At 62.3% G+C, this 22,941-nt stretch carries 24 protein-coding genes; 4 read left to right on the top strand and 20 right to left on the bottom strand.

Annotated elements, in window-relative coordinates; all coding sequences use genetic code 11:
- Nucleotides 1-8: 8 nt before the first annotated feature.
- Complete coding sequence (gene fabA / locus VR74_RS10500) at nt 9-545, bottom strand: bifunctional 3-hydroxydecanoyl-ACP dehydratase/trans-2-decenoyl-ACP isomerase (RefSeq protein WP_045696597.1); 537 nt, start codon at nt 543-545, stop codon at nt 9-11.
- 81 nt (nt 546-626) lie between these two features.
- Nucleotides 627-1,130, bottom strand: a complete 504-nt coding sequence (locus tag VR74_RS10495) for an SH3 domain-containing protein (protein WP_045696561.1) — start codon at nt 1,128-1,130, stop codon at nt 627-629.
- 129 nt (nt 1,131-1,259) lie between these two features.
- Between VR74_RS10495 and VR74_RS10490 the strand changes: the two genes are divergently transcribed.
- On the top strand, nt 1,260-2,246 hold the full coding sequence (locus tag VR74_RS10490; RefSeq protein ID WP_045696559.1) for a D-glycerate dehydrogenase: 987 nt from the start codon (nt 1,260-1,262) through the stop codon (nt 2,244-2,246).
- Here the strand turns inward: VR74_RS10490 and VR74_RS10485 are convergent.
- From VR74_RS10485 to cysS, 6 genes are all read right to left on the bottom strand, one after another.
- The gene (locus VR74_RS10485; protein ID WP_299950148.1) at nt 2,243-3,055 is read right to left on the bottom strand and encodes a glycosyltransferase family 2 protein; all 813 of its coding nucleotides are present in this window, start codon (nt 3,053-3,055) and stop codon (nt 2,243-2,245) included. The genes VR74_RS10490 and VR74_RS10485 overlap by 4 nt on opposite strands.
- Nucleotides 3,052-4,296, bottom strand: coding sequence for an O-antigen ligase family protein (locus VR74_RS10480; protein WP_045696555.1), 1,245 nt, complete (start codon nt 4,294-4,296; stop codon nt 3,052-3,054). Before VR74_RS10480 ends, VR74_RS10485 begins: the two co-directional genes overlap by 4 nt.
- A 46-nt stretch (nt 4,297-4,342) precedes the next feature.
- Nucleotides 4,343-6,313, bottom strand: coding sequence for a threonine--tRNA ligase (gene thrS / locus VR74_RS10475; RefSeq protein WP_045696553.1), 1,971 nt, complete (start codon nt 6,311-6,313; stop codon nt 4,343-4,345).
- Nucleotides 6,314-6,601: 288 nt separating this feature from the next.
- Nucleotides 6,602-6,937, bottom strand: coding sequence for a membrane protein insertion efficiency factor YidD (yidD, locus tag VR74_RS10470; RefSeq protein ID WP_045696550.1), 336 nt, complete (start codon nt 6,935-6,937; stop codon nt 6,602-6,604).
- Between the two features lie 2 nt (nt 6,938-6,939).
- A complete protein-coding gene (locus VR74_RS10465; RefSeq protein ID WP_045696548.1) occupies nt 6,940-7,398 on the bottom strand; it encodes an iron-sulfur cluster assembly scaffold protein in 459 nt (152 codons plus the stop codon).
- Nucleotides 7,399-7,774: 376 nt separating this feature from the next.
- Entirely contained in the window at nt 7,775-9,160 is a 1,386-nt protein-coding gene (cysS, locus tag VR74_RS10460) for a cysteine--tRNA ligase (RefSeq protein ID WP_045696547.1), read from the bottom strand.
- A 369-nt stretch (nt 9,161-9,529) separates the two neighbouring features.
- Here cysS and folE point away from each other — a divergent pair, with 369 nt between their 5' ends.
- Nucleotides 9,530-10,144: a GTP cyclohydrolase I FolE gene (gene folE, locus VR74_RS10455; protein WP_045696595.1), complete on the top strand. Its 615-nt coding sequence runs from the start codon at nt 9,530-9,532 to the stop codon at nt 10,142-10,144.
- Nucleotides 10,145-10,166: 22 nt separating this feature from the next.
- Here folE and VR74_RS10450 read toward each other — a convergent pair whose 3' ends face one another.
- The 12 genes from VR74_RS10450 to VR74_RS10395 all read right to left on the bottom strand — a co-directional run bounded on the left by VR74_RS10450 (nt 10,167) and on the right by VR74_RS10395 (nt 21,564).
- Entirely contained in the window at nt 10,167-10,895 is a 729-nt protein-coding gene (locus VR74_RS10450; protein WP_045696545.1) for a hypothetical protein, read from the bottom strand.
- The gene (locus VR74_RS10445) at nt 10,892-11,737 is read right to left on the bottom strand and encodes an aminotransferase class IV (protein ID WP_366462448.1); all 846 of its coding nucleotides are present in this window, start codon (nt 11,735-11,737) and stop codon (nt 10,892-10,894) included. Before VR74_RS10445 ends, VR74_RS10450 begins: the two co-directional genes overlap by 4 nt.
- A gap of 80 nt (nt 11,738-11,817) precedes the next feature.
- Nucleotides 11,818-12,591, bottom strand: a complete 774-nt coding sequence (locus VR74_RS10440; RefSeq protein ID WP_045696540.1) for an alpha/beta fold hydrolase — start codon at nt 12,589-12,591, stop codon at nt 11,818-11,820.
- Nucleotides 12,592-12,602: 11 nt separating this feature from the next.
- Nucleotides 12,603-13,118, bottom strand: a complete 516-nt coding sequence (locus VR74_RS10435; protein WP_299950142.1) for an RNA pyrophosphohydrolase — start codon at nt 13,116-13,118, stop codon at nt 12,603-12,605.
- Nucleotides 13,115-14,425, bottom strand: coding sequence for a divergent polysaccharide deacetylase family protein (locus tag VR74_RS10430; RefSeq protein WP_299950140.1), 1,311 nt, complete (start codon nt 14,423-14,425; stop codon nt 13,115-13,117). The genes VR74_RS10435 and VR74_RS10430 overlap by 4 nt, the downstream gene beginning before the upstream one ends.
- An 81-nt stretch (nt 14,426-14,506) precedes the next feature.
- On the bottom strand, nt 14,507-15,829 hold the full coding sequence (locus tag VR74_RS10425; RefSeq protein WP_045696589.1) for a S41 family peptidase: 1,323 nt from the start codon (nt 15,827-15,829) through the stop codon (nt 14,507-14,509).
- Between the two features lie 25 nt (nt 15,830-15,854).
- Nucleotides 15,855-17,096, bottom strand: a complete 1,242-nt coding sequence (locus tag VR74_RS10420) for a peptidoglycan DD-metalloendopeptidase family protein (protein ID WP_299950138.1) — start codon at nt 17,094-17,096, stop codon at nt 15,855-15,857.
- Nucleotides 17,097-17,114: 18 nt separating this feature from the next.
- Nucleotides 17,115-17,648 (bottom strand): hypothetical protein, encoded by a 534-nt coding sequence (locus tag VR74_RS10415; protein ID WP_045696531.1) that lies wholly within the window; start codon nt 17,646-17,648, stop codon nt 17,115-17,117.
- 2 nt (nt 17,649-17,650) lie between these two features.
- Nucleotides 17,651-19,069, bottom strand: coding sequence for a M28 family peptidase (locus VR74_RS10410; RefSeq protein ID WP_299950136.1), 1,419 nt, complete (start codon nt 19,067-19,069; stop codon nt 17,651-17,653).
- A gap of 94 nt (nt 19,070-19,163) precedes the next feature.
- Entirely contained in the window at nt 19,164-19,712 is a 549-nt protein-coding gene (locus tag VR74_RS10405) for a GNAT family N-acetyltransferase (protein ID WP_045696529.1), read from the bottom strand.
- Between the two features lie 9 nt (nt 19,713-19,721).
- Nucleotides 19,722-20,684 (bottom strand): malate dehydrogenase, encoded by a 963-nt coding sequence (gene mdh / locus VR74_RS10400; protein ID WP_045696526.1) that lies wholly within the window; start codon nt 20,682-20,684, stop codon nt 19,722-19,724.
- 133 nt (nt 20,685-20,817) lie between these two features.
- Nucleotides 20,818-21,564, bottom strand: coding sequence for a Bax inhibitor-1/YccA family protein (locus VR74_RS10395; RefSeq protein WP_045696525.1), 747 nt, complete (start codon nt 21,562-21,564; stop codon nt 20,818-20,820).
- 361 nt (nt 21,565-21,925) lie between these two features.
- On the opposite strand from VR74_RS10395, the gene VR74_RS10390 reads away from it, so the two are divergent.
- Complete coding sequence (locus VR74_RS10390; RefSeq protein ID WP_045696523.1) at nt 21,926-22,258, top strand: DUF2853 family protein; 333 nt, start codon at nt 21,926-21,928, stop codon at nt 22,256-22,258.
- Between the two features lie 88 nt (nt 22,259-22,346).
- Complete coding sequence (thpR, locus tag VR74_RS10385; RefSeq protein ID WP_045696521.1) at nt 22,347-22,883, top strand: RNA 2',3'-cyclic phosphodiesterase; 537 nt, start codon at nt 22,347-22,349, stop codon at nt 22,881-22,883.
- The last annotated feature ends 58 nt before the right edge of the window (nt 22,884-22,941 follow it).

Genomic DNA, 22,941 nt, shown 5'->3' with positions numbered 1-22,941 from the left:
CGGACAGGCTAGTCCAGATCCGCCGGGTTCATCAGGCCGACTTTCATGTCGGTCGCCATGTAAACCTGCTTGTCATCGGCAAACACCTTGCCGTTGGCGATGCCCAGCACGAGCCGCCCGCGCTTGACGCGCCGAATGTCGATTTCATAGCGTACCAGCTTGCGTTTCGGCGTGATCTGGCCGGTGAACTTGACCTCGCCGACGCCCAGCGCACGGCCCTTGCCAGGGCTGCCCGACCAGCCGAGCCAGTAGCCGACGGCCTGCCACATGGCATCCAGGCCGAGACAGCCCGGCATCACCGGATCGCCCGGAAAATGGCACGCGAAGAACCAGAGGTCCGGTGTAATATCGAGTTCGCCAATCACATGGCCCTTGCCGAATTCGCCACCGTCCATGCTGATTTCCGTGATCCGGTCCATCATCAGCATTGGCGGAGCCGGCAATTGCGCGTTGCCCGGTCCGAAATAGCCGCCCAGGCCGGACTCTAGCAGGTCCGCCTTGGTATAGCTGGATTTCGGCGTGTGAAAATCATGCGGTCCGGACATGGTCGGGATCTCCTGGAATTGGACGTAACCGCCTAACCACAGTGACCGGCCCGGCTTGTCAACCGCCTGACCCATCCGGATTTACAGACCAGCTTCACCCGTATCGGCGCCCCAGAGCGTCTCGCGTGGTGCCCAGCCATTGAAGCTCTGAACCTCAAGCGCGCACCATGCCACGCGGCATTCGCCAAGCTCCACCAGTACTCCGGCCTCCAGCGAGGCAACGACAGGACTGGCCGCATCAGGGGCCTCGTGCAGCATCGTGGACGATTGCAGCATGGCGGCAGCACCCGCCTCCAGCATGCGCGCATGCACCCAGACTTCGTCGCCCGACGGGTCACGCACGCGGCGCCAGTCCTGGCTTTCCTTGATGATCAGCAGTGGAAGGCCCTTGCGCTCGTAACGCCAGACGACCGGATGCTCCCGGCTGGGTCCGGACCGCCCGTTCACGGCGGCAAATTTCAGCGTTTCAAAGCGCGGCACCGCTTTTCCGGAAAACTGGCTGATGCGTGTGAGTTGCGGACTCTCGGCTGCCGCGAGGCCGCCAAGCGTCAGGATTCCGGAGACGAGAAGGGGTGCCCATTTCATGTGCAGTTTGCCAGACGCGCTGTTGAGGCCCTACCCTGCCACGTCCAGATGAATCGCGCGTAAAACAACAGGCGTTGGCGTTCCGGCATCGCTCTGCTAAGCCCGATAGGAGACATGCAGAGGGGCCACATGCCAACCAAGAAACTGAAGATCGTCGTGACCCGGAAACTGCCCGCTCCTGTCGAGCTACGGATGAAGGAACTGTTCGATACGAGCCTCAATCAGGACGATCATGCCTTTAGCCATGAAGAACTGGTCGAAGCCGTCCAGACCGCTGACGTGCTCGTCCCGACCGTGACCGACCGCATCGACAGCCGCGTGCTCGCACGCGCAGGCGACCAGTTGCGCCTCATCGCCCAGTTTGGCGCCGGCGTCGATAATATCGACGTCCAGAGTGCTGTTCAGCGCGGCATAACCGTCACCAACACGCCCGGCGTTCTGACGGACGACACCGCAGACGTCACCATGGCGCTGATTCTCGCGGTGCCCCGCCGCCTGCATGAAGGGGCGCAGGTCATGGATCAGGGGCGATTCGATGGCTGGACGCCAACCTGGATGATGGGGCGGCGCCTGGCCGGCAAACGCCTCGGCATCATCGGCATGGGCCGGATTGGCCAGGCGGTCGCCCGCCGCGCCAAGGCCTTCGGCCTGCAGATCCACTATCATAACCGCAAGCCGGTCAGCCCGCGCACCGAGGAGCTTCTCGAAGCCACCTATTGGGACAGCCTCGACCAGATGCTGGCCCGCATGGACATCGTGTCCATCAACTGCCCGCATACGCCGGCGACATTCCACCTGATGAATGCCCGCCGCATCGACCTCATGAAACCGGAAGCCTTCCTGATCAACACGGCCCGCGGCGAAGTGATCGACGAAGCTGCCCTCGCCCGCGCCCTCAAGTCAGGCAAGCTGGCCGGTGCCGGGCTGGATGTGTTCGAACGCGAACCGGCCGTGAATGAAGATCTGCTCGGCCTGCCGAACGTCCTGCTCCTGCCTCACATGGGCTCGGCTACAATCGAGGGGCGCACTGAAATGGGCGAAAAGGTCATCATCAATATCAAGACCTTCGCCGACGGGCACCGCCCGCCTGACCGCGTGATCCCGGCAATCCTCTAGCCGCGCAGCTTGAGGGCAAGTCCGAGGAATGGCGTCGCCAGTGCCGCCACGATTCTGTCGGCAGGCCCGCTGGCAAACTTGCGGAAATAGCGCGCAAGACTCCTGGCTTTGTGGGCTTGTACGACAGCGGACGGCGCATCCGATGTTGATCCATAGTGAAGCGCGCCTGCGAGCGGCTGGTAGATGACATGCCCTCCCGCTGCGATCACGCGGCGGCAAAGGTCCACATCCTCGACATGTAGGAAATAGGCCTCGTCGAACCCGCCGATCCGGCGAAAGGCCGTCCGGTTCATCAGGAAGAAGGCGCCCGATACCGCCCCGACCTGTATCGGCCCCGCCGGGGCCGGATCTGTCTCAAGCGTCCATTTCCCAAGGCCCAGCGCCCGCCAGATCGTCAGCGTGTTGCGGCGGCACCCGCGCTCCTCGCGTCCGCGCACATCGAAAATCTTGCCACCGACGAGCACCGGGTTAGCTTCGCCCTCCTGCGCCGCCAGGAGTGGCCCAATGGAGCCGCGCCGGATCACCGCATCCGGGTTGATGACCAGGAGAAACGCGCCCAACGCGCTCGCAGCGCCTTGATTGACGGCCGTGCCAAAGCCCGGATTGTCGCCCGACCGGATCAGCCGCGCCTTGTCTGTGCGGGCAACAAATGCATCCAGCCAGGCCTCGGCATCCGGCGGATTGCCATTATCCACCACAATGATCTCCGAGACGTCCGGATCTGACTTCAGCGCGTAAAGGCACTCATGCAGGCGCGGGCCGGTATGATACGACACGACGATCGCCGAAACTGTCGCCAGATCGCTCACAGCGACGCCCTGTTGCGGCGTGACAGAAGGATGATCGCGCACGCGGCAAGCACGACACTGGCCCAGAAGGAATCGTTCCAGACGCTATAGGAAAAGCTGAACAGGCTCGCGACGACGCCGACAAGACCCGCAATCGCATACCTGACGTCCGGCCGCAGCGTCTTCGGCATCGGCAGGCGGAACGCGATCAGAACCAGCGTCAGCCCTGCCAGCACCGCGCCGACCACACCTGTCTCGGCCCATATTTGCAATGCCATATTGTGCGGATGCCCTGGAACCACCGGATAGGCAGCCCAGAAGTCCGGCAGCTGGGCCAGCCACGCGGGATGATCGGAATAGGTATCACGCCAGGTCTTCGACGCGGCCACGCCATGGCCGGTCAGCGGCTTCTCCACCGCCTTGCCGATCACCAGCTCCCATGACCACGCACGCGACTGGAACGAGGCCGGCAGCTCGACGCCCATCTTCCGCATCATGTTGATTGCGGTGCCGATCAGGACAGGCGCCGCTGCGACATAGCCAGCCATCAGGCTGATCAGCCAGCGATAGCCGGTTTTCGGTGCCAGCCAGACGATGAAGCCCGCCAACAGCATGAACCCGATCCCGATCAGCGCTGAATCCGAACCATTGAGCACCACAATGATGGCCGCCGCCAGTACCATGGCCGCGGCGATGCCCTTCCAGCGCCAGCCCGGCCGTACCGCGATATAGGCCGCAAGGATCGGCAAAACGATCAGGAACGCGTTCGCGTTGCGCGCGATGTTCTGAAAACCCTTGGCCTGTTCCATCGGGTCGGCGCCATAGACCATCGCCACCACCTGATGCCCGAACACCGCGCTGACCGCGAGCACCAGCCCCTGTACCGCAAACGCCCCCAGCATGACCCGCGACGATACCTGCGCCGTACCGCTGGCGATGCGCAGAGCGCCGGCCACTGCCAGCATGCCAAACAGGGTCGTCAGCACGATCCGTACGCTCGACGCACGGATTGCGAAATCCCCTTCCAGAAGGTTCCCGGAAATCAACCCGCGCGTTGCCGGCGACCAGGTCTCGCTGATCGCCGCCCACCCGACGAAGGCCAGCGCCATCAGGGCATAGATGGCAGGCGGCATTTTCGGCCGCGCCAGCGCCAGCGCGGGCAGCGCCGTGATCGCCAGCAAGGGCCCATAGCCCTGGGCACCCAGCAGCCCGATAACAGGCCAGAGCACGAAGGCAGCGGCAAGAATGGGCGCATAGGACATGGCCCGCACTCTGTCGCCAACCTCCGGACTTGTCACCAGACCTTGCTCACTCAGCGCGTTTGAGATCTGGCGCGAGCGATTCCTGCACCAGGGCCACACATGCCTCGTCCAGACCCATCATCTGCTGTCCCTGGCTGCCAAGGCGGCGGAGCGCCAGTGTGCGCTCCTCGGCCTCCCGGCCGCCCACGACGGCAATGATGGGCACCTTCTGCACGGAATGTTCGCGGACCTTGTAATTGATCTTCTCATTACGAAGATCCGTCTCAACCCGCAGCCCCGCCTTGCGCAACGCAGCGGCCGCTTCCAGCGCATAATCATTGGCCGCGTCAGTAATGGCTGCGACCACGACCTGGACCGGCGAGAGCCAGAGCGGGAAGGCCCCGGCATAGTTCTCGATCAGGATACCCATGAATCGCTCGAACGTGCCGAAAACGGCCCTGTGCAGCATGACCGGGCGGTGCTTGGCGCCGTCAGACCCTGTATATTCCGCGTCAAGGCGGTCTGGCAGCACATAGTCGAGCTGGAACGTGCCACATTGCCATGTCCGGCCAATCGCATCCGTCAGGTGGAATTCCAGTTTCGGGCCATAGAAAGCCCCCTCGCCTTCGGCGATCTCGAACTGCATCCCCGCCGCCGTCAATGCATCTGCCAGCGCCTTTTCGGCCCGGTCCCATGTCGCGTCCGATCCGGCCCGCATGTCAGGGCGCGTTGCCAGCTTGTAGGAAATCTCCGACAGGCCGAAATCCCCATAGACGCGCTCGAACAGCTTCAGGAAGCGCAGCGTCTCGTCGGCAATCTGGTCTTCGCGGCAGAAGATGTGCGCATCGTCCTGCGTCATCTGGCGGACACGCATCAGGCCGTGCAGGGCGCCGTGAGCCTCGTTGCGATGACAGCAGCCAAACTCGGCCATGCGGATAGGCAAGTCGCGATAGGAGCGCTGCCCGTTCTTGAATATCTGCACATGTGCCGGGCAGTTCATCGGCTTGAGCGCCATCAGGTCGCTATCGCCCGTCAGAATTGGGCCCTCTTCGTCCGTTGAGGGAATCTCGTCCGGCACAACGAACATGTTCTCGCGGAATTTCGACCAGTGCCCTGACTGCTCCCAGAAGACCGAGTTCAGTAATTGCGGCGTCTTCACTTCGACATAGCCATCCGCATCCTGCTGACGGCGGATATAGGCCTCCAGCTGGCGCCAGATCATGAAGCCCTTCGGGTGCCAGAAAACCGAGCCCTGCGCTTCCGGCTGGAAGTGGAACAGGTCCAGCGCTGCACCGACCTTGCGGTGGTCGCGCTTCTCGGCCTCTTCAAGGCGCACCAAGTGGGCTTGGAGGTCCTTCTCATTGGCCCAGGCCGTGCCATACATGCGCTGCAGCATCTCGTTCCGGGAATCGCCGCGCCAATAGGCCCCGGCCAGCTTCATCAGCTTGAAGGCCTTGGGCAGCTTACCCGTCGAAGGCAGGTGCGGCCCGCGGCACAGGTCGAACCAGTCGCCCTGGCGGTACAGCGTGATGTCCTCGCCCGGCGGGATGATATCGTCGATGATCTGGGCCTTGTAGTCCTCGCCGATCCGCCTGAATTCGGCGATGGCCGCGTCTTTCTCCCAGACCTCGCGCTCGATCGGGTAATCGGCATCGACGATCTCGCGCATCTTGGCTTCGATCTTGTCGAAGTCTTCCGTCGAGAAAGGCGTCTCGCGGGCAAAGTCATAATAGAATCCGTCATCAATCACGGGTCCGATCGTCACCTGCGTGTCGGGGTAGAGCGCCTGGACGGCCTGCGCCAGCACGTGGGCGGCATCGTGCCGGATCAGCTCGAGCCCTTCGGCATCATTCGGCGTCACGATCTCGACGCGCGCATCGCCGTCCAGCGGACGCATCAGGTCGCGCAGTTCGCCATCCACGCGGGCGGCAATCGCCTTCTTGGCAAGGGAGTTTGAAATGGAACTGGCGACGTCGAACGGGCTCGCGCCCTCGGCAAATTCTCGCACCGATCCATCGGGCAGGGATACTTTGATCATGTTTCAGTCTTCTTCAGCGGTCTGGCGCACGGGGCGCGGCAAAGTCTTGTCCGGAAAGGCCTGCCTGCGGCGGTCTGCTTAACGCGAGTTCACCGAAAATCCCACCCCAATTGCGGGGCAGATTGCATCAGGCCGGGCGGCCGGGTCGAAGGGAGTTTTTTGCGGGTACATGAATCCCAGGCGCGCTTACGGCACCGCCTGCGGGGTATCATGCACCCCGGCGGGTTCGCGTGGTCAGGCCGCTGGGCAGCTGGAGACGGATCGAACGTGTCATCGGCCGGGCTTATGTCACGCTTCCGGAAGGTTTTCAACTTTTTGCTCAGGCAAGGGCCGGCCGCCCGATTTCCAGTCACCATAGCGCCAAGGCTGCCACGCTGGCACGTCAGGCTTGAAGACCGGCGCAGGATCATGCCCGAAACTGCCGCCGGGCCGGCACCGGATGAACCGGGCAAGGGCCATCCACCCGCCTGCCCACCAGCCATGACGGGCAACACATTCCGCGCCGTATTCGCTGCAGGACGGCTTGTGCTGGCAACGGGCACCGGCGGCATAGAAAATCCAGGAAAAGCTGAGCTTGTAGACGCGCAGCAGGCCATAGACAGCCTTTCGGCGAACCCCTGCCATCGTCAGCCCGCTATCGCGGGCGCAAGGCCACGCGCCACACGTGCCCGCTCAATGGCTGCCACTGCCGCTTCGAAGGCCAGAAGCGTACTTGTATGGCGCGGAGGATAATCGGCAACAGGCTCCAGATGGCGCAGCTCCCAGAACCGGCCTTCGGGTGGCGGGCCGCCCTCTTTCAGCATCTTCTTCATGGCGTCTCGCGCCGCGATGACTTCTTCAACCGATGCCCCGACGGCGTATTCTGACAGGATCGCGGTAGCAGCCTGCCCCAGCGCGCAAGCTTTCGGGTCCACCGCAATCGCCGCGATATGATCGCCGGCTGCATCCAGAATGATCTCAACCTTCACGGTCGATCCGCACACGCGCGACACTTTCAGCACAGAGGCCTCGGCGCCATCGAGGGTGCCGAGATGCGGAATGTTGGCCGCAAGTTCCAGGATACGGTTGTGGTAAAGCTCGCTCATCGCCCGCAAAGATGGACCCGGCCCGGCCCATTCGCAAGCTGGTGCATCAGGCCCAGGTAAAAAGAGGCCGTCCTCGATCCAAGGATAGAGAACGGCCCGAGAGAGATGGGTGCATTGAAACGGGGGTTCTAATCCCGAGGACTAATTGATCCCATGCGCCGGCCTGAAGGGTCAATTTAACGATCAGACAGAAACCCCGTGACGCGCAAAAAAAGGGTCTCCCGACAAATCGGAAGACCCTAGTTGGATGATTACCGCTCGGCCCGGATTGACGACAACCAGGCCCGGTCGGGAGGTGGAACGCGCCTTCTACACATGACAAGCCGAAGATCAGGTTCGCACCTGCATGCGAATTTCGACGAAATTTGCCTCGTTCCTACACCCGGCGCCAGGTCGACCCGGACGGCCCGTCCATGATCTCGATACCCTCTGCCGCCAGCGCATCGCGAATCCGGTCCGCCTCGGCCCAGTCACGCGCCGACCGCGCATCGATCCGGGCCTGCACGAGGGCGTCAATGCGGGCATTGCCATCGGCATCGGCGCCCTGCTCCCAATCCTTGGGCGTCTTTGTCAGCAGGCCCAGCAGCGCGCCCGCCGCCAGCAGGTTCGCTCTGGCGTTCGCCATGGCGTCATGATCCTTGTGATCGGCCGCCGTGTTGGCCTCGCCCGCAAGGCGCGACAATTCGGCCAGGGCTTCGGGCGTGTTGAGGTCGTCGGACAGCGCCTTCAGCACCCCCCTGTCACGCGCCTCACCCCCCTCTTCACTCCATACGCGCCGCAATGCGCCGTACACACGGTCAAGCGTGGTCTTGGCCTGTTTCAGCAGGTCTTCGTTCCAGTCCAGCGCCGCGCGATAATGCCCGCTCAGCATGGCAAATCGCACCACTTCGCCCGGCCACGCCTTCAGCAGGTCATGCATGAGCACGACATTGCCGAGCGATTTCGACATCTTCTCCCCGCCCATGTCGAGGAAGCCATTATGCATCCAGTAATTGGCCATCACCTGGCCATGCGCGCATTCGGACTGGGCAATCTCGTTCTCATGGTGCGGGAACTGCAGGTCGATCCCCCCGCCATGAATATCGATCGTCTTGCCAAGGTGCTTTGCCGCCATGGCCGAGCATTCGATATGCCAGCCGGGCCGGCCCCGGCCCCACGGGCTGTCCCAGATCGCATCGTCCGGCTCGCCCGGCTTGGCGAATTTCCACAGCGCGAAATCAGCCGGATCGCGCTTGTCGGAATCAATTTCGACCCGGGCGCCGGCTTCATTGTCTTCCGGCCTGCGCCCCGAAAGCTTGCCGTAATCCGGCATCGAGTTGACCGCGAACCACACGCCCTGCTCGCCGACATAGGCGTATTTCTTGCGCACCAGTTTCTCGATCATCTCGATCATTTCCGGTACATGCGCCGTTGCCCAGGGCTCGATCGTGGGCGCTGCGACGTTTAGCGCCGCGGTATCGTCATTGTAGATTTTTGCGAACTTCCGCGCGATCAAGGCGATCGGCTCGCCCGTCTCCACCGAGGCGGTGATGAGCTTGTCTTCGATATCGGTGATATTGCGTGCATACACGATGGCATTGGCGCCATACTGGCTCGCCAGGACCCGCCGCAGCACATCAAACACGATGGGCGGCCGGGCATTGCCGATATGGGCGTAGTTGTACGGCGTGGGGCCGCAGACATAGAGCGTGATGCGGGCCGGATCTTGCGGTTCAAATACGCGTTTCGCGCGCTGTGCGGTGTCATAAATGCGGAGAGTCATGGGAAATCGGGCTCGAACGGGGAAAATGGAACTGAAATGGCCCTTCTGGATGGGCGAGATGCCCTAATGGGCGCTTGTTGCCTTAACAACAACAGCCTTTAGGCAATCTGCACGCGTGCCGGTTCATGTCCATTCCGGCGCCATTATCACCCGGCCGCTTGCCGGGCAATGAAATATCCGACATCCGTTTACTCCGCGTCACCGTAGAAATCTCTGGAAACAGCGCAATCTCGCGCCTATCTTCAACTTTATCGCCCTGAGGGTATCAACTCGGGCGGGCGTTAAGTCCGGGCAGGGGGCCATCCGGTTTCCCAGACCAAGCCTCGGCTCGACCTCCGTCCCTCAGTCGAAGGACACTTAATCATGGCCATGGATGCCATCACTCCCAAGAACGACCTGTCTCGCGGAGAACCCCTGGTTCGCCCCACTGTGCAAGAGGCTGAAGAAGCCGTCCGCACGCTCATTGCATGGGCGGGTGACGATCCACGCCGCGAAGGCCTGCTCGACACGCCCAAGCGCGTCGTCAACGCCTATAAGGAGTGGTTTGCCGGCTATGATGAAGACCCGGTGAAATATCTCTCACGCACCTTTGAAGATGTTCAGGGCTATGACGACATTGTCATCCTGCGCAATATCGACGTGGAGAGCCATTGCGAACACCACATGGCACCGTTCATCGGCAAGGCCTTCGTGGCCTACAAGCCTTCTGATGCTGTTGTCGGCATTTCGAAGCTTGCCCGCGTGGTCGAGATATTCGCCAAGCGCCTCCAGACGCAGGAAACCATGACGGCACAGATCTGTGATGCGATCACCGAAAGCCTCGCGCCAATGGGCACCGCCGTCCTGATTGAAGCCGTCCATGAGTGCATGTCGACACGCGGCGTGCACCACAAGGATGTCACCACGGTCACGACCCAGTTCACTGGCGTCTTCAAATCCGACGCTGACCTGCGCAACCGGTTCCTGCGCGCTGCCAATCAATAGGCGTGCCGGGACAGCAGCTGCGTCAGACGTGATACCGAAGGAGGCGCTCGTAAATCGCGAGCGCCTCCTTTTCTATTCCGGCATCCTCACCGTCTAGGACCGGCAAGGGCCCCGGCGCATCGCCAAACCCTTCGGACTTCCAGACGGCATCATACCAATGCGGCGCCCAGGCGCCGTCTTCCGGTTTCGGGCCGGGCTGCCAGGCCAGCATGCCCTCATCCCATGGAATCTCCAGCGCGCTGCATAGGCGCGCCAGGACCGCATGCGGATCGGCGAGCACGCGGTCCGAATCAATCACCGGCGGCAGTTTGCCGGTACGCGCCCGCATCTCGTCAAACAGCCGGGCCTGCTGCGGGAACCCGATGGCTTCCAGACTCACATCATCCATTTTCCGGGCATAGGAGGCAATCACCCGTGCCGGATGCCGGATAAGGAATGCATGGTCACACTGCGCGGCCCAGTCGAGCGGGAATTCCGGCAGCATGTGATGCGTCATGTGCTTCTGGAATTGCACGGCCGCGCCGCCCGGCAACGGGGCAAGCAGGCGTTCTGCCACGCCGCGCGGATCGTTCGGCTGGCTCGCCAATATCTCCGCCTGCATGGGGTGGGTCACGCCTGCGGCAACCAGCCAGGCCGCGTAGAACGGTTCGTCCACGGCAGTGCAATCGGCCCGCGCGCCGAAGCTGCGCATCATCGTGGTCGACATGTTGCGCGGCCCTGACCACATCGCAATCCGGCGGATCGGAGTCATGTGATCGGTGTCAGGCTGTTGGCGGCAAGTTGTTTGTAGAGCGTGCTGATGCGCTGGCTCATCGGGCCACCGACATGCTCGATCGTCCGCCCATCGACTTCACGCACCGGTGTCAGCCCCGCAAACGTGCCCGTGATAAAGGCCTCGTCGGCCGAGTAGACATCAAACAGCGAGAAGCGCTTTTCAAAGACCGGGATACCGGCCTCGCGGCAGACCCGGATGATGTTTCCCCGCGTGATGCCGCCAAGGCAGTAATCCGGCGGACTGGTCCACACTTCGCCGTCCCGCACGATGAAGAAATGCGTCGAGTTGCATGTCGCGACAAAGCCGGCCGCATCCAGCATCAAGGCCTCGTCGGCGCCGGCCTTGTCGGCCTGGATGCACGCCAGGATACAGTTGAGCTTGGAATGTGAATTCAGCTTCTGGTCCTGCTCGGCCGGGCCCGTGCGGCGCTGGTGGACAGTGAAAAGGGTCACCCCCCGGGCAAGGATTTCCGGCACAGGTGTCTTGTATTCCGGAATGATCACGATGGTCGGCTTGCCGATGGTGAAGCGTGGCCCCTGATAGGGCGTCTTCTTGATCCCTCGCGTCACCATCAGGCGGATATGCACACCATCCGTCATGCCGTTCGCCTTCAGGCAATCCATCAGGCGCGCGGTCAATTCGTCCTTTGTCAGGCCGATGTCCATGTCGATTGTCTTGGCACCGGCATAGAGGCGTTTCAGGTGTTCAGGCAGGAAAGCAACGCCGCCATTTGAAACGCGCAGACCCTCCCACACGCCATCACCGAGAATGTAGCCGCTGTCGAAAACCGAAACGACCGCCGCGTCACGGTGCTTCATGTCACCGTTCACCGAGATCAGCACATCGGCATTTCGCGGGTCGGCGACATAGTCATGAACGCCGTGAGCTTCTTCCTCGATCACGCCTGTTCTCCAAAAGGTTGTTCCAGCCATTCGACGATATCGGCGACGACCGCGTCTGTCCCCGGCTCGTCGATGATCCAGTGCGCATTGTCGGGATATTCGAAGAAATCACCCGGTACGGGCGCGCGGGCATATTTTTCGCCCACCTTGCGGACAGCCCGGGCCAATGTCGCCCGGTCCTGGGACGCGGCAATAGTGAGTGTGGGAATCGCCACGAGCCCCTCATCGACTTCAATCCCGTCAGTGAGGTCGCCGTAAACCTTGCCGGAATCAAACCGCGCCCGTGCGTAGATTTCCTCATGGCGGCGCCTTGGAACACGGTTCAGGACGCCAAACCGGAAGCCGGACCGCCAGACCTTGTAGGCCCGCTTGCGGTTGCGCGTCAGAAGGATGTTCAGGAATGTATAGGCGACGGAAAGGCTGACTTCCGCGCACTCCTTTGGCTGGGCCGGGGTCAAGAATACGGCCTGCGACACGACGCCCTTCTCGGCCAGGCATTGCGCGATCAGTCCGCCCATGGAATGCCCGATGACCGCAGGCTTGGCACCAGTGTCCTTCTCGATTTTGCGGGCAGCCTCCACCATGGCGGCGACATAATCGTCAAACCCGAGATCCGGCAGGGTCGCGGGCGGATCGTCGAGTGTCCGCTGGTCCGGAAACAGGGTTGGCGCCTCGCAATCCCAGCCTGCAACCTCAAAACCGGGACGCATGCGGTCCCAGGCGTCGCCGCCGCAACCGACGCCATGAATCATCAACAGCGATTTCGGCATTCAGCCCTCCGTCAGCCCTGTGCGATCTTGCCGCCGTGCACAGGTTCGGTCCAGCGTTCAAACCGCTGAGCCACTTCGGAATAGACGAGACGCTTGAACGGAACAACCAGCGCCGGGGTTTCTTCCAGCGGAGCCCAGCGCCAGGCATCGAATTCCGGTGTGTGCCGGTCGAGGCGTACATCGCTGTCAGATCCCTTGAAGCGGAAGGCAAACCATTTCTGGCGCTGTCCGATATATGGTCCCGGCAGACGCTTCTTCAGGTCAGGCGGGAAGTCGTAATACAGCCAGTCCTCGGTCTCCTCGAGCACATCGACCAGCTTTTCGGGAACGCCGATTTCCTCTTCCAGTTCGCGCAGCGCGCCATCACGGGGCGATTCGCCCTTGTCGACGCCGCCCTGCGGCATCTGCCACTGAAAGGCGCCGCGGCCATTGATGCGCCGGCCCACAAAGACGTGCCCCGCCTTCGAAAAGAGGGCGAGCCCGACATTGGGACGATAGCGTTCAGGATCCAGGATGGACGTTTTCACCCGGCAGGGTTTACAGGAGCCTTCGCGGTGCTGCCAGTGCCGTTGCGGTCATCATTGACGAATTCCGCAGGCGTGGTGCCAACCAGAGCAGAAACAGGCGCGAGCAGGATGCCCTTCTGGCCGAGTTCGCTGGTCCAGATCTTTGCCATCTCGATGGTGATCGGGAACGCATAACCCGCCCCCATCGCGGCGCCGGTTGCCTTGGCCCGCGTCTCAAGCTCCAGGAGCTGGAGATTGATGTCATCGGCCGTCAGTTTGGTGTCGATCGGCGCGGATGCCTTGACATAGCGCACGCGTGTCGCATCGGCGACCGTGTCGAAACTTGCCTCTTCAAGGCTGCCATCCTCGACCAGGGCCACGCCCCGGTCGCTCAGCGCCTGCAGTACGGGCCGGACAGCTTCTGCGTCACCCGAGAATTTGGAACCTTGATAGTTGATCACCCCGAAATAGCCCGACGCACGTCCCAGCAAAGTGTTGAGCCGCGCGACATTGACCGACGCATCCTTGCCGGCCAGCAGCGTCTGCGGGTGCATTTTCATGCGCCCATAGTCGAAATTCTCCATCGGCAGCTCGATCAGCACTTCATGTCCCGACGCACGCGCGCGGTCGATCCAGTATTGCAGGCGCTGCGCGTCCGGCGCGAAGGACAGCGTCACTTCGGGCGGGAGTTCCTCGATGGCCGATTTCGTATGCGTGGCATTGATGCCAAGGCCGCCGACCACGAGCGATACAACCGGCTGCTGACCAGGGTTGGCGAAGGGACGTGCATAGGCGTCAGCCGGCGCGCGGCCGTCAGGGGCAATACGCGGCAGGCGCACACCATTGACTGTCTCCGACATGCCCGAGATCGGCGCGGTATCCAGCGACACGATCGCGGTTACCTCGCCATAGGATTCACCAGGCTTGACCAGCTTGCCATTGATCCGCACGCCAACACCGGCAGCGTCAGCCACAGCGTCGTCCGACGGGCCGCCTGTTCCGGTCACCCCGGGTGCGTCAGCATAATCGACGCCAAGGCTCGGTTCGTCGCCGCTTTCAACTTCGGGATAGCCATCATCGCCCAGTGTCGCGATCATGGCCTGATCGGCTCCCTCGGTCTTGAGACGGGTCTTCAGCGTCGGCCTGGCATCGTCCACCACTTCGAACAGCGCGAGCTGCTGGCGCGGACCAGCCGCTGACGGATCACCGGAAAACTGGATGCCTGCACCGAGGGCTCCCGCCAACCCACCAAACACCAGCAGGCTCAAGCCTGCATGGACAATTCCGGTGCGAAGGGGAGACGGCTCAGCGTCCCTCCGATATGGCATGCGGCGACCTCATGTAATCAACAAATAGGATCCTGAAGGACCAAGAATGCGGCAATCTGGTTAACAGACTACAAACACAGCTTAACCTGCGCGGCGGAAAGCACTGGCAGTCACAGTCCCTTCACGCAGCATGTCGACTGCGCGCTCCAGCTGGTAATCCTCACCCTCGTAGCCTTCGGGCGGCTGCTCATCCGGCAAGGTGACTTCATGCCGCTTTTCGCCGTCTTCATTGGCCAGGGCATGCGGCAGGTCCGCTTCCGACCAGCGCTTGATCCTGGCCAGTTCTTCCTCGGTCAACCGCGTCTGGGTGATCTCGATATCGGGATCGATGCCTAGCGCCTGGATCGAACGACCGGATGGCGTGTAATAGCGTGCGGTCGTCAGGCGGATCGCCCCGCGATCGGCGCCAAGCGGGATCACGGTCTGGACCGATCCCTTGCCGAAACTGGTCGTGCCGATAATCGTCGCCCGGCCACGGTCCTTCAGGGCACCGGCCACGATTTCAGATGCGGACGCTGAACCGCCATTGATCAGCACGATGATCGGCACGCCCTTGAACACCTCGCCTGTGCGGGCATTGTAACGCTCGATGTCGGCAGAGCGGCGGCCCTGCGTCGAGACGACTTCGCCGCCCGACAGGAACACGTCGGACACGGAAACGGCCTGGTCCAGCAATCCGCCGCCATTGTTGCGCAGGTCGATGATCAGGCCTTTTGGACGGTTGCCCGTCGCCTTGGAGATGCCTTCGATGCCTTCTTCGAGCAGCAGCGTCGTGCGCTCGTTGAAACTGGAAATCCTGAGATAGCCGATATCGTTTTTCTGCATTTTCCAGGTAACGGATTTCTGCTCGATTACTTCACGTGTCAGCGTCACATCGAACGGGTCTTCTCCGGCACGCAGGATCGTGATGACAATATCCGTTCCCGTTTCGCCGCGCATTTCCTTGACGGCATCATTCAGCGTCTGGCCGATAATCGGCGCGCCGTTGATGGCCGTGATCAGGTCGCCGCTCTGGATGCCGGCGCGGCTGGCAGGCGTATTGTCCATCGGCGATATGACTTTGACGAAACCGTCTTCCATCGTCACTTCGATGCCAAGGCCGCCATATTCGCCGGATGTCTGCACCTGCATCGAACGGAAGTCGTCAGGATTGAGATAACCGGAATGCGGGTCCAGCGAGGTCAGCATGCCATTGATCGCGGATTCCATCGCGGCCTTTTCGTCGACTTCCACGACATAGTCCTGACGGGCGCGGGCGAGGATCTCGGCGAACAGTTCCAGCTGCTGATACGTCACCATCCGCGGATCGGCCGGCTTCTCCTGCGGCCATGCGAAGGCGGAAAATCCAACCGCTGCGCCGCCCAGTACAATCCCGAGCGCGGCGCCTGTCAGCAGTGAACGCATATTCCAATCCTCCATCATCGTGACCTCATTTGCCACTCGATAACCATTGTGCCGGATTCATCACCTTGTCGCCAAGCCTTAATTCCATATTCAGCTGCGGCGCAGGTTCAGCGCGGTCAGGCATCCGCCCGACAGGCTCATTCGCAGAAACTGATTGGCCTTCAGTGACATAGATCCGGCTCATGCCTGTCAGAATAACATGGTATCCGTCGCTTGTGCGCAAAATTAACATTGATCCATAGCTGCGAAATGGCCGTGCGTACTCAACTTTGCCGCCGATCGGCGCCACCACCTGGGCCGCCTGCCGGGTCGCAAACGTGATCCATTCCGTCTTGCCGCCGGTCGGCATCTTGTCACCGAATCCGAAGATCACATCGCCGGCAGCCGGCTGGATCAGCGCGCCGAGGGCCGCCGCGCCCAATGGCCGCGATGCCGGTGCAGGCTGAACCCTCTGTGCCGGCGGTTTCGGACGCGATACCGACGTTGTCGCTGATGCCAGCTTCGGCCTCAGCGCGGGCTTCATGCCCGGCGCCGCCGGGGCATCCGATTCAAGTGCCGCCAGCAGTTCGCGCAGCGTTTCCGCTTTCTGCCCCAGAGTGTCGGCGCGTTGGCGCAGCACGTCGATATCCCCGGCAATATCTTCGAAGCTGCCGCGCTTGACTGCGGCCAGCCGTTCAATCTCCACACGCTTGACCGCAAGCGTTGCTTCGGCTGCCTCCAGCCGCGCCCGCTCCCCCCGGATCTGACGCTCGAGCAGGTTCAGTTCGTCGATTTCCCCGGAAAGGTCATCGGCCCGCGATGCCAGCCGCGGGGTCGTCTGGCTCATCAGGATCGCCCGGCGAACGGCCGTGTTCGCCTTGCCCGGCGAGACGATCAGTGCGGGCGGCCTGCGGCGGTTGGAGGCGGCCAGTGCCGCCAGCAGGTCTTCCAGCGCCTGCCGGTCAACCAGCAGGTCTTCCTGGGCCACCGCCCGGCGTGTGCCGAGATCGATCAGGGCCTTCTCCGAAGCAGCGGCCTGTTCTTCACGGCGCCGGGATTCCATGGCGGCAGAGATCAGCTTGCTGTCGATCTGTCGCAGGTCCATTTCGGTTTCTTCGCCTGCGGCCTGCAGCGCCTCCAGCCGCATGACTGCGGCCTGGCGCTCGGCTTCCAGCGCGTCCAGCTCTTCTCGCGTGAACGTCGCCGGCGCTGCCGCGATCAGGGCAAAGGCGGCACAGGACAAGAGAAGCGGGCGAAGGACGGGGCGCATGACCTGCATACATGCCATGCTTGCATGACCTGGATATTAACCGGGCTCGCGCAGCAGCGGTTCGATCCGGGACAATTCGTCAGAGATCAGCGCACAAATGAGGTGATGGCGCGACACATCGAACGCAGGGTATGCCAGCAGCACGTGCCGGACGATGTCCAGCACCCTCTGGCACCCCTTTGCCACCCCCTCCCCCTCACTCATCCCCAGCCCGTGCACCACCGTATTGCGATAGGCCACCAGATGCTCGATCTGGCGAACCGCCGAACCCGTCATCTCCACGCGCTCGGGCACATTCAGGTACTCGGCCGATCTCGCCCGGCGCAGCAACAGCGCCACAGGGGCAAACCGGTCGGGACTGGACGGATCTTCAACGTCCGCGTCCTGTGCAGTCTCATAGCCGCTCAAGGCCGTCACGAGCGCCCCCTGCAACGCGATCACCATGCCAACGGCGGCCCAGCGCCATCGCGCGCCATCTTCGCGCACGCCAGACAGTTCCCGCTGCACCATGCGCAGCGATTCATGCACGGAATCCAGGCTGGCGGCGATCCGTCCCGCGCGGTTCGGCATGCCTACTGGTCGTCAGTCTCGGGTGCGGCGACCTTGCGGAAATCCCAGTCCGTTGCGGCCGCGAGATAGGTCAGCGCGGCATAGGCTGCGACGTTCTGCCGGAACGCATCAGGCTCGATCTTGTCAAACGTGTCATCCGGCGTGTGATGCAGGTCAAAATAGTCCGTTCCATCCTGGTCCGGCTCCAGAACCGGCACACCGGACGCATGCAGGACCATGATGTCCGGGCCGCCCCTGCCGCCGTTATCCCCCGCGATGATTCCAAGCGGCGCCACCACGCTTTGCATCGCGGCGGCATAATCCAGCGCGCCCTCCCCGAAACCGCTGGTCAGGCGCCAGATCCGGCCGGCACCGAAGTCGCTTTCAGCAGCCAGCACATGCTTGTCCAGCTCCTCGGCGTGCGCCGCAGCATAGGCCCGCCCGCCAAACAGGCCCACTTCCTCCGACCCGTAAAGCACGACCCGGATCGTGCGCCTGGGCTTTTGCGGCAATTGCTGGATCAGGTTGGCCGCCGCCACCACGATCCCGCACCCGGCCGCATCGTCGATTGCGCCAGTGCCCAGGTCCCAACTGTCGAGGTGGCAGCCAATCAGCACGATCTCGCCCTCGCGGCCCGTGCCCTCCACTTCAGCGATCACATTGCCTGATGCCGCCGACTCGGCCGACTTCACCTGAATGTCGAGGTTCACCGTGACCGGTCCGCGCTCCAGCAACCGCGCCAGCTGGTCCGCATCGGGCGGAGACAGCGCAGCCGCCGGCAAGGCGCCAAGTGCGCCCTCGCGCATCATGCCGCCCGTATGGGGCATTCGGTGGGACTGGGTACCTACCGAGCGGATGAGGCACGCGACCGCGCCAGCGGCGGCCGCCGCCTCGGCACATCCCCCCCGCTTGGCCACCGCTGCGCCGTAGCCTGACCCGTCCTGGGTACGCACCATGCGCTCATCAATGAACGCAATCTTGCCGGTTAGGGAATCAGCAGGCGCCGCCTTCAGGTCGGCGAGGCTGGCAAAGCGCACGATCCCGGCCTCGACGCCGCCTTTCGGCGTCGACTTCGATCCGCCCAGCGCAGTTACGAGGAGATTCTGCGGGTTCGGTCCCACAACCGACGCGGATTCGCTTACGCGCTCCCAGTACGGCAGGTTGAAGTCCTCGATATAGGCCTGCTGGAAGTTCAAATCCTTCAGCTTGGTCATGGCCCATTGCCGGGCCCGCCATTCAGCATCCGAACCGGCAAGCCGTGGACCGATCTCGGTCGTCAGACTCTCTGTGAATTCGAGCCCGACATCATCTTTGAGGCCTGCCTCCATCAACGCTTCTGCCTGCGCCCGGATGTCCGGGTCCAGCACATCGGCCTTGTCGGCAGTCGCAGGCATCACGGCGACAAGCGCCGCGAGCGCAATCGGGGTCAGGGGTCTCAACATGGTTTCTTATCTCCGGCTGTCTGTTGCCGGCACGCTAAGCCACCCCGCAGCACCATGGAAGGGTGGCGGCCCGGAAAACCGGTTCATCCAATCCTCACGCGCCTTTGATCCGGCGTGAACGCCACTCATCGGCGGTCTGGCCATAGACATCCCACATCTGGCCCTCGAAAGGCGGCGGGGTCGCCACCTGGCGCAGCACCCGGCTGCCAAGCCGCTCGGCGACGCGGATGGACCCGGCATTCTCCGGCAGGATTGTGTGGATAATCTCGTCCCACCCAAGAATATCGACCACGTAATCCATGCAGGCCGCCGCGCCTTCGGTCGCATAACCTTTACCCCAGGCCGTGCGGGCAAGGCCCCAGCCGATCTCGGTCCCCGGCCAGCCATGCGGACACCAAGGACCCAGCCGCCCGACCCATTGGCCAGTCGCCTTCTCGATCACCGAGAACATGGAAAACCCGGCAATCGTCCAGGCACCCGCTGTCATGCATATCGCCCGCCATGTCAGTTCGGGGCCCTGCACACCGCCGAGGTGGGTCATCACCGCTTCATCGGCATGAAAGGCCACCCACGAGTCAAAATCCTCCGCCCGCGGCGGGCGAAGGATCAGACGGTCCGTTTCGATTGTCGGCCCGATGGCCATGACAGGCTCCTAGGCGAGCGAGCCGTCAATCTCCTTGCAGGCCTGGATAAGGCCCTGCACGGACGCAACGGATTTCGCGAACATGTCCTTTTCGCCATCGTTGAGGTCGAACTCGATGACCTTCTCTGCGCCGCCAGCACCGATCAGCGTCGGCACACCGACATACATGCCATCAAGGCCGTACTCGCCATTGCAATAGGCCGCGACGGGCAGCACGCGCTTCTGGTCCTTGAGATAGGCCTTTGCCATGGAGATTGCGCTCTCGGCAGGAGCATAATAGGCCGACCCGGTTTTCAGAAGCGCCACGATCTCGCCGCCGCCCTTGCGGGTCCGGTCAACAATGCCGTCAAGCTCGGCCTGACTCATCCAACCCTGTTTCACCAGTTCCGGCAGCGGCAAGCCGCCCACGGTCGAGTGGCGCACCATCGGCACCATGTCGTCGCCATGGCCGGCCAGGGTCCAGGCGTGGATATCGGCAACCGACACGCCGGTTTTCTCGCTGAGGAAATAGGCAAAGCGCGAACTGTCCAGCACGCCGGCCATGCCGACCACTTTTTTCGTGTCGAAGCCGGAGAATTTCTGCAGTGCCCAGACCATCGCGTCGAGCGGGTTGGTAATACAGATCACGAAGGCATTCGGGCAGTTGGCCTTCAGGCCCTCGCCGACCGATTTCATGACTTTCAGGTTGATGCCAAGCAGGTCGTCGCGGCTCATGCCGGGCTTGCGGGCGACACCGGCGGTCACGATGCAGACGTCTGCGCCCTTGATCTCGGCATAGTCGTTCGCGCCCTTCAGGCTGACTGACGCATTGTAGACCGGCGTCGACTCGGCGAGGTCCAGCGACTTGCCCTGCGGCAGGCCTTCGGCGATGTCGAACATGACCACATCGCCCAGCTCCTCACGTGCTGCGATATGGGCGAGTGTGCCGCCAATCATGCCGGATCCGATAAGGGCGATTTTCTTGCGGGCCATGGGTCATAAACTCCTGAAAGTGTTGGGGCGTGTTTGGCCGGAGGGTTAGCCGAGACGCCGCAATTTCGCAATGCGCCAAAAAGGAAAGCCCCGCCGGTGAGGGCGGGGCTTTTGTCTGGGTCTGGATGGGCGCTTAGTCGCGGCCGGACATGATCGCCAGCAGGAACTGGAACATGTTCACGAAATCCAGGTACAGGCTGAGCGCGCCATAGGTGGTCGCCACCGCCATCGCGCGGGAATCACCGACGAGCTGGAAATACATATTCTTCAGGCGCTGCGTGTCGAAGGCCGTCAGGCCGGCAAACAACAACAGACCGACAACCGAGATGACCATGTGCATCATGCTCGACTGGAAGATGAACATGTTCAGGATCGACGCCACGATAATGCCGATGACGCCCATGATCAGGAACGTGCCAAAGCCCGACAGGTCGCGCTTGGTCGTATAGCCGTAGAGCGACAGTCCCCCAAAGGCGATCGCCGTCGTCAGGAACGCCTTGGACACAATCAGCATGCCGTCAGGCTGGCGCGCATAGACATAGACAATTGCGCCCATGCCGACGCCGATCAGGGAGACGACCGACCAGTAGACGAGGTTTGCCGCCAGCGGCGACGGGTTCTTCATCACGAAGCTGGACAGGAGCAGGATCGCCAGCGGCGCAAACATGATGACCAGCCCGATAGGCCCGGTCAGCAGCGTCAGCGTCACGCTCTCCGGCACCAGGGCACCGAAGGCGTAAGCGAGTCCCGCAGTCAACAACAGTCCAAGCGCCATCTTGTTGTAAACGCCCAGCATGAAGGTCCGAAGGCCCTCGTTGACGGACGTGTCCATCGAGTCGGCGCCAGTTTTTGGCGTGTAGGCCCGATTGAATTCGTTCATAGGTTTAATACCCTTCTGTTTGCTCGCGCACGTAAAGACGCGCGCACACGAGGGAATATGGTGAAACTGTATCGCGTCTGCAAGGAAAACCGAACACCGTGCCTTGCCCTTTCCATCAGCCTCGACGCCATTCCCGTTCGAATACACCTGCTCGCCATGAGAATATCTGCAGACCAGGCAATCTATACTTATGCATTGCTTTAGCGTCCCTAATCTCTCCAAGTGAACAATCAGTATGCCAGCCAGTTCTGAAAACATTGGCCTTTCGGGTTTTGCATTGACTCATGTTAACCAAGGAGTAATTTCCCGAATCTGGTGCAGTTCCAACGGTTGGGGCACCAGAAAACTTAGGGGATAAGACATGGCAGACGCATCGGCTTACGCCGAAAACATCAAGAAATACGCGAACGGCTACAATCAGGCCGCCGCAGAGAAGATCGTGGGACATCTTGGCATTGCACTTCGCAACCGGGACAGTTCCATGGTTGCATGTTCGGATTCGGGCGAACTGGACCGGGTCCGGGAGCGCTGGTGCCGGGGCAAGCTCGGCCTCGCCCAGAACAAGAACGATCTCGACGCGGCCATCAAGGCTGTCTGCGACAAGTTGCAACCGGAAGGCACAACGAAGTCGCGCGTGACGTTCTATTACCTGCTTGCAGAGCATTTCGGAAAGCTCGGTGATCTCGCCGGCTGATCCGTCGATCCATCGATATTGATATTGGGGACCCGGTCGGGTGGAGGCCGGGTTTTCTTTTGCCCGTAATCCTGTTTCAGATACATGCATGTATCGCCTGTTCGCCGCTCTCCCTGTCGATCCCGTCATCGTGCCGGGCCTCAAGGCCCTGCAGACAGTGCTACCCGGCGCCAGCTGGCGTCCTGAGCGCAATTTCCATATCACGCTGCGCTTCTTCGGCGATCTCAGTCACAGCCAGGCGCGCGATCTCGACGACCTGCTTGGCGAAATTCGGTCACCCGCGCTTGAAATCTGGCTCGAAGGCATCGGCTGGTTCGGCCGGCGCGAACCAAGTTCGGTTTGGGCGAGGGTGCGCCAGACAGACGAGCTGAGCGCCCTGGCGGCTCAGTGTGAGCGCGCCGCCCGGCGCCTCGGCCTGCCGGCGGACCGGCGCAACTTCACGCCGCACGTCACCCTGGCCTACCTTCACGGTACCACGCCTGAAGACGTCACCACGTGGGCTGCGCCGCGCCACGCCTACCGCAGTGATGCGTTCAGGGTGAACAGCTTTCACCTCTATTCCAGCCATAGGGGTGACGGCCCGAGCCGTTATGTGGCCGAAGCCGACTACGTGCTGGGCGAATAAAGCCAGCCCGTCAGCGTTTGACCGCGTAGAGGGCGTCTCCGCGCTCTGATGCCGCAAC

The organism is Hyphomonas sp. BRH_c22 (genome assembly GCF_000961795.1).
GTDB lineage: Bacteria > Pseudomonadota > Alphaproteobacteria > Caulobacterales > Hyphomonadaceae > Hyphomonas.
Note: the sequence above shows the minus strand (reverse complement) of the source record. Positions and strands in the feature narration are given on the sequence as shown.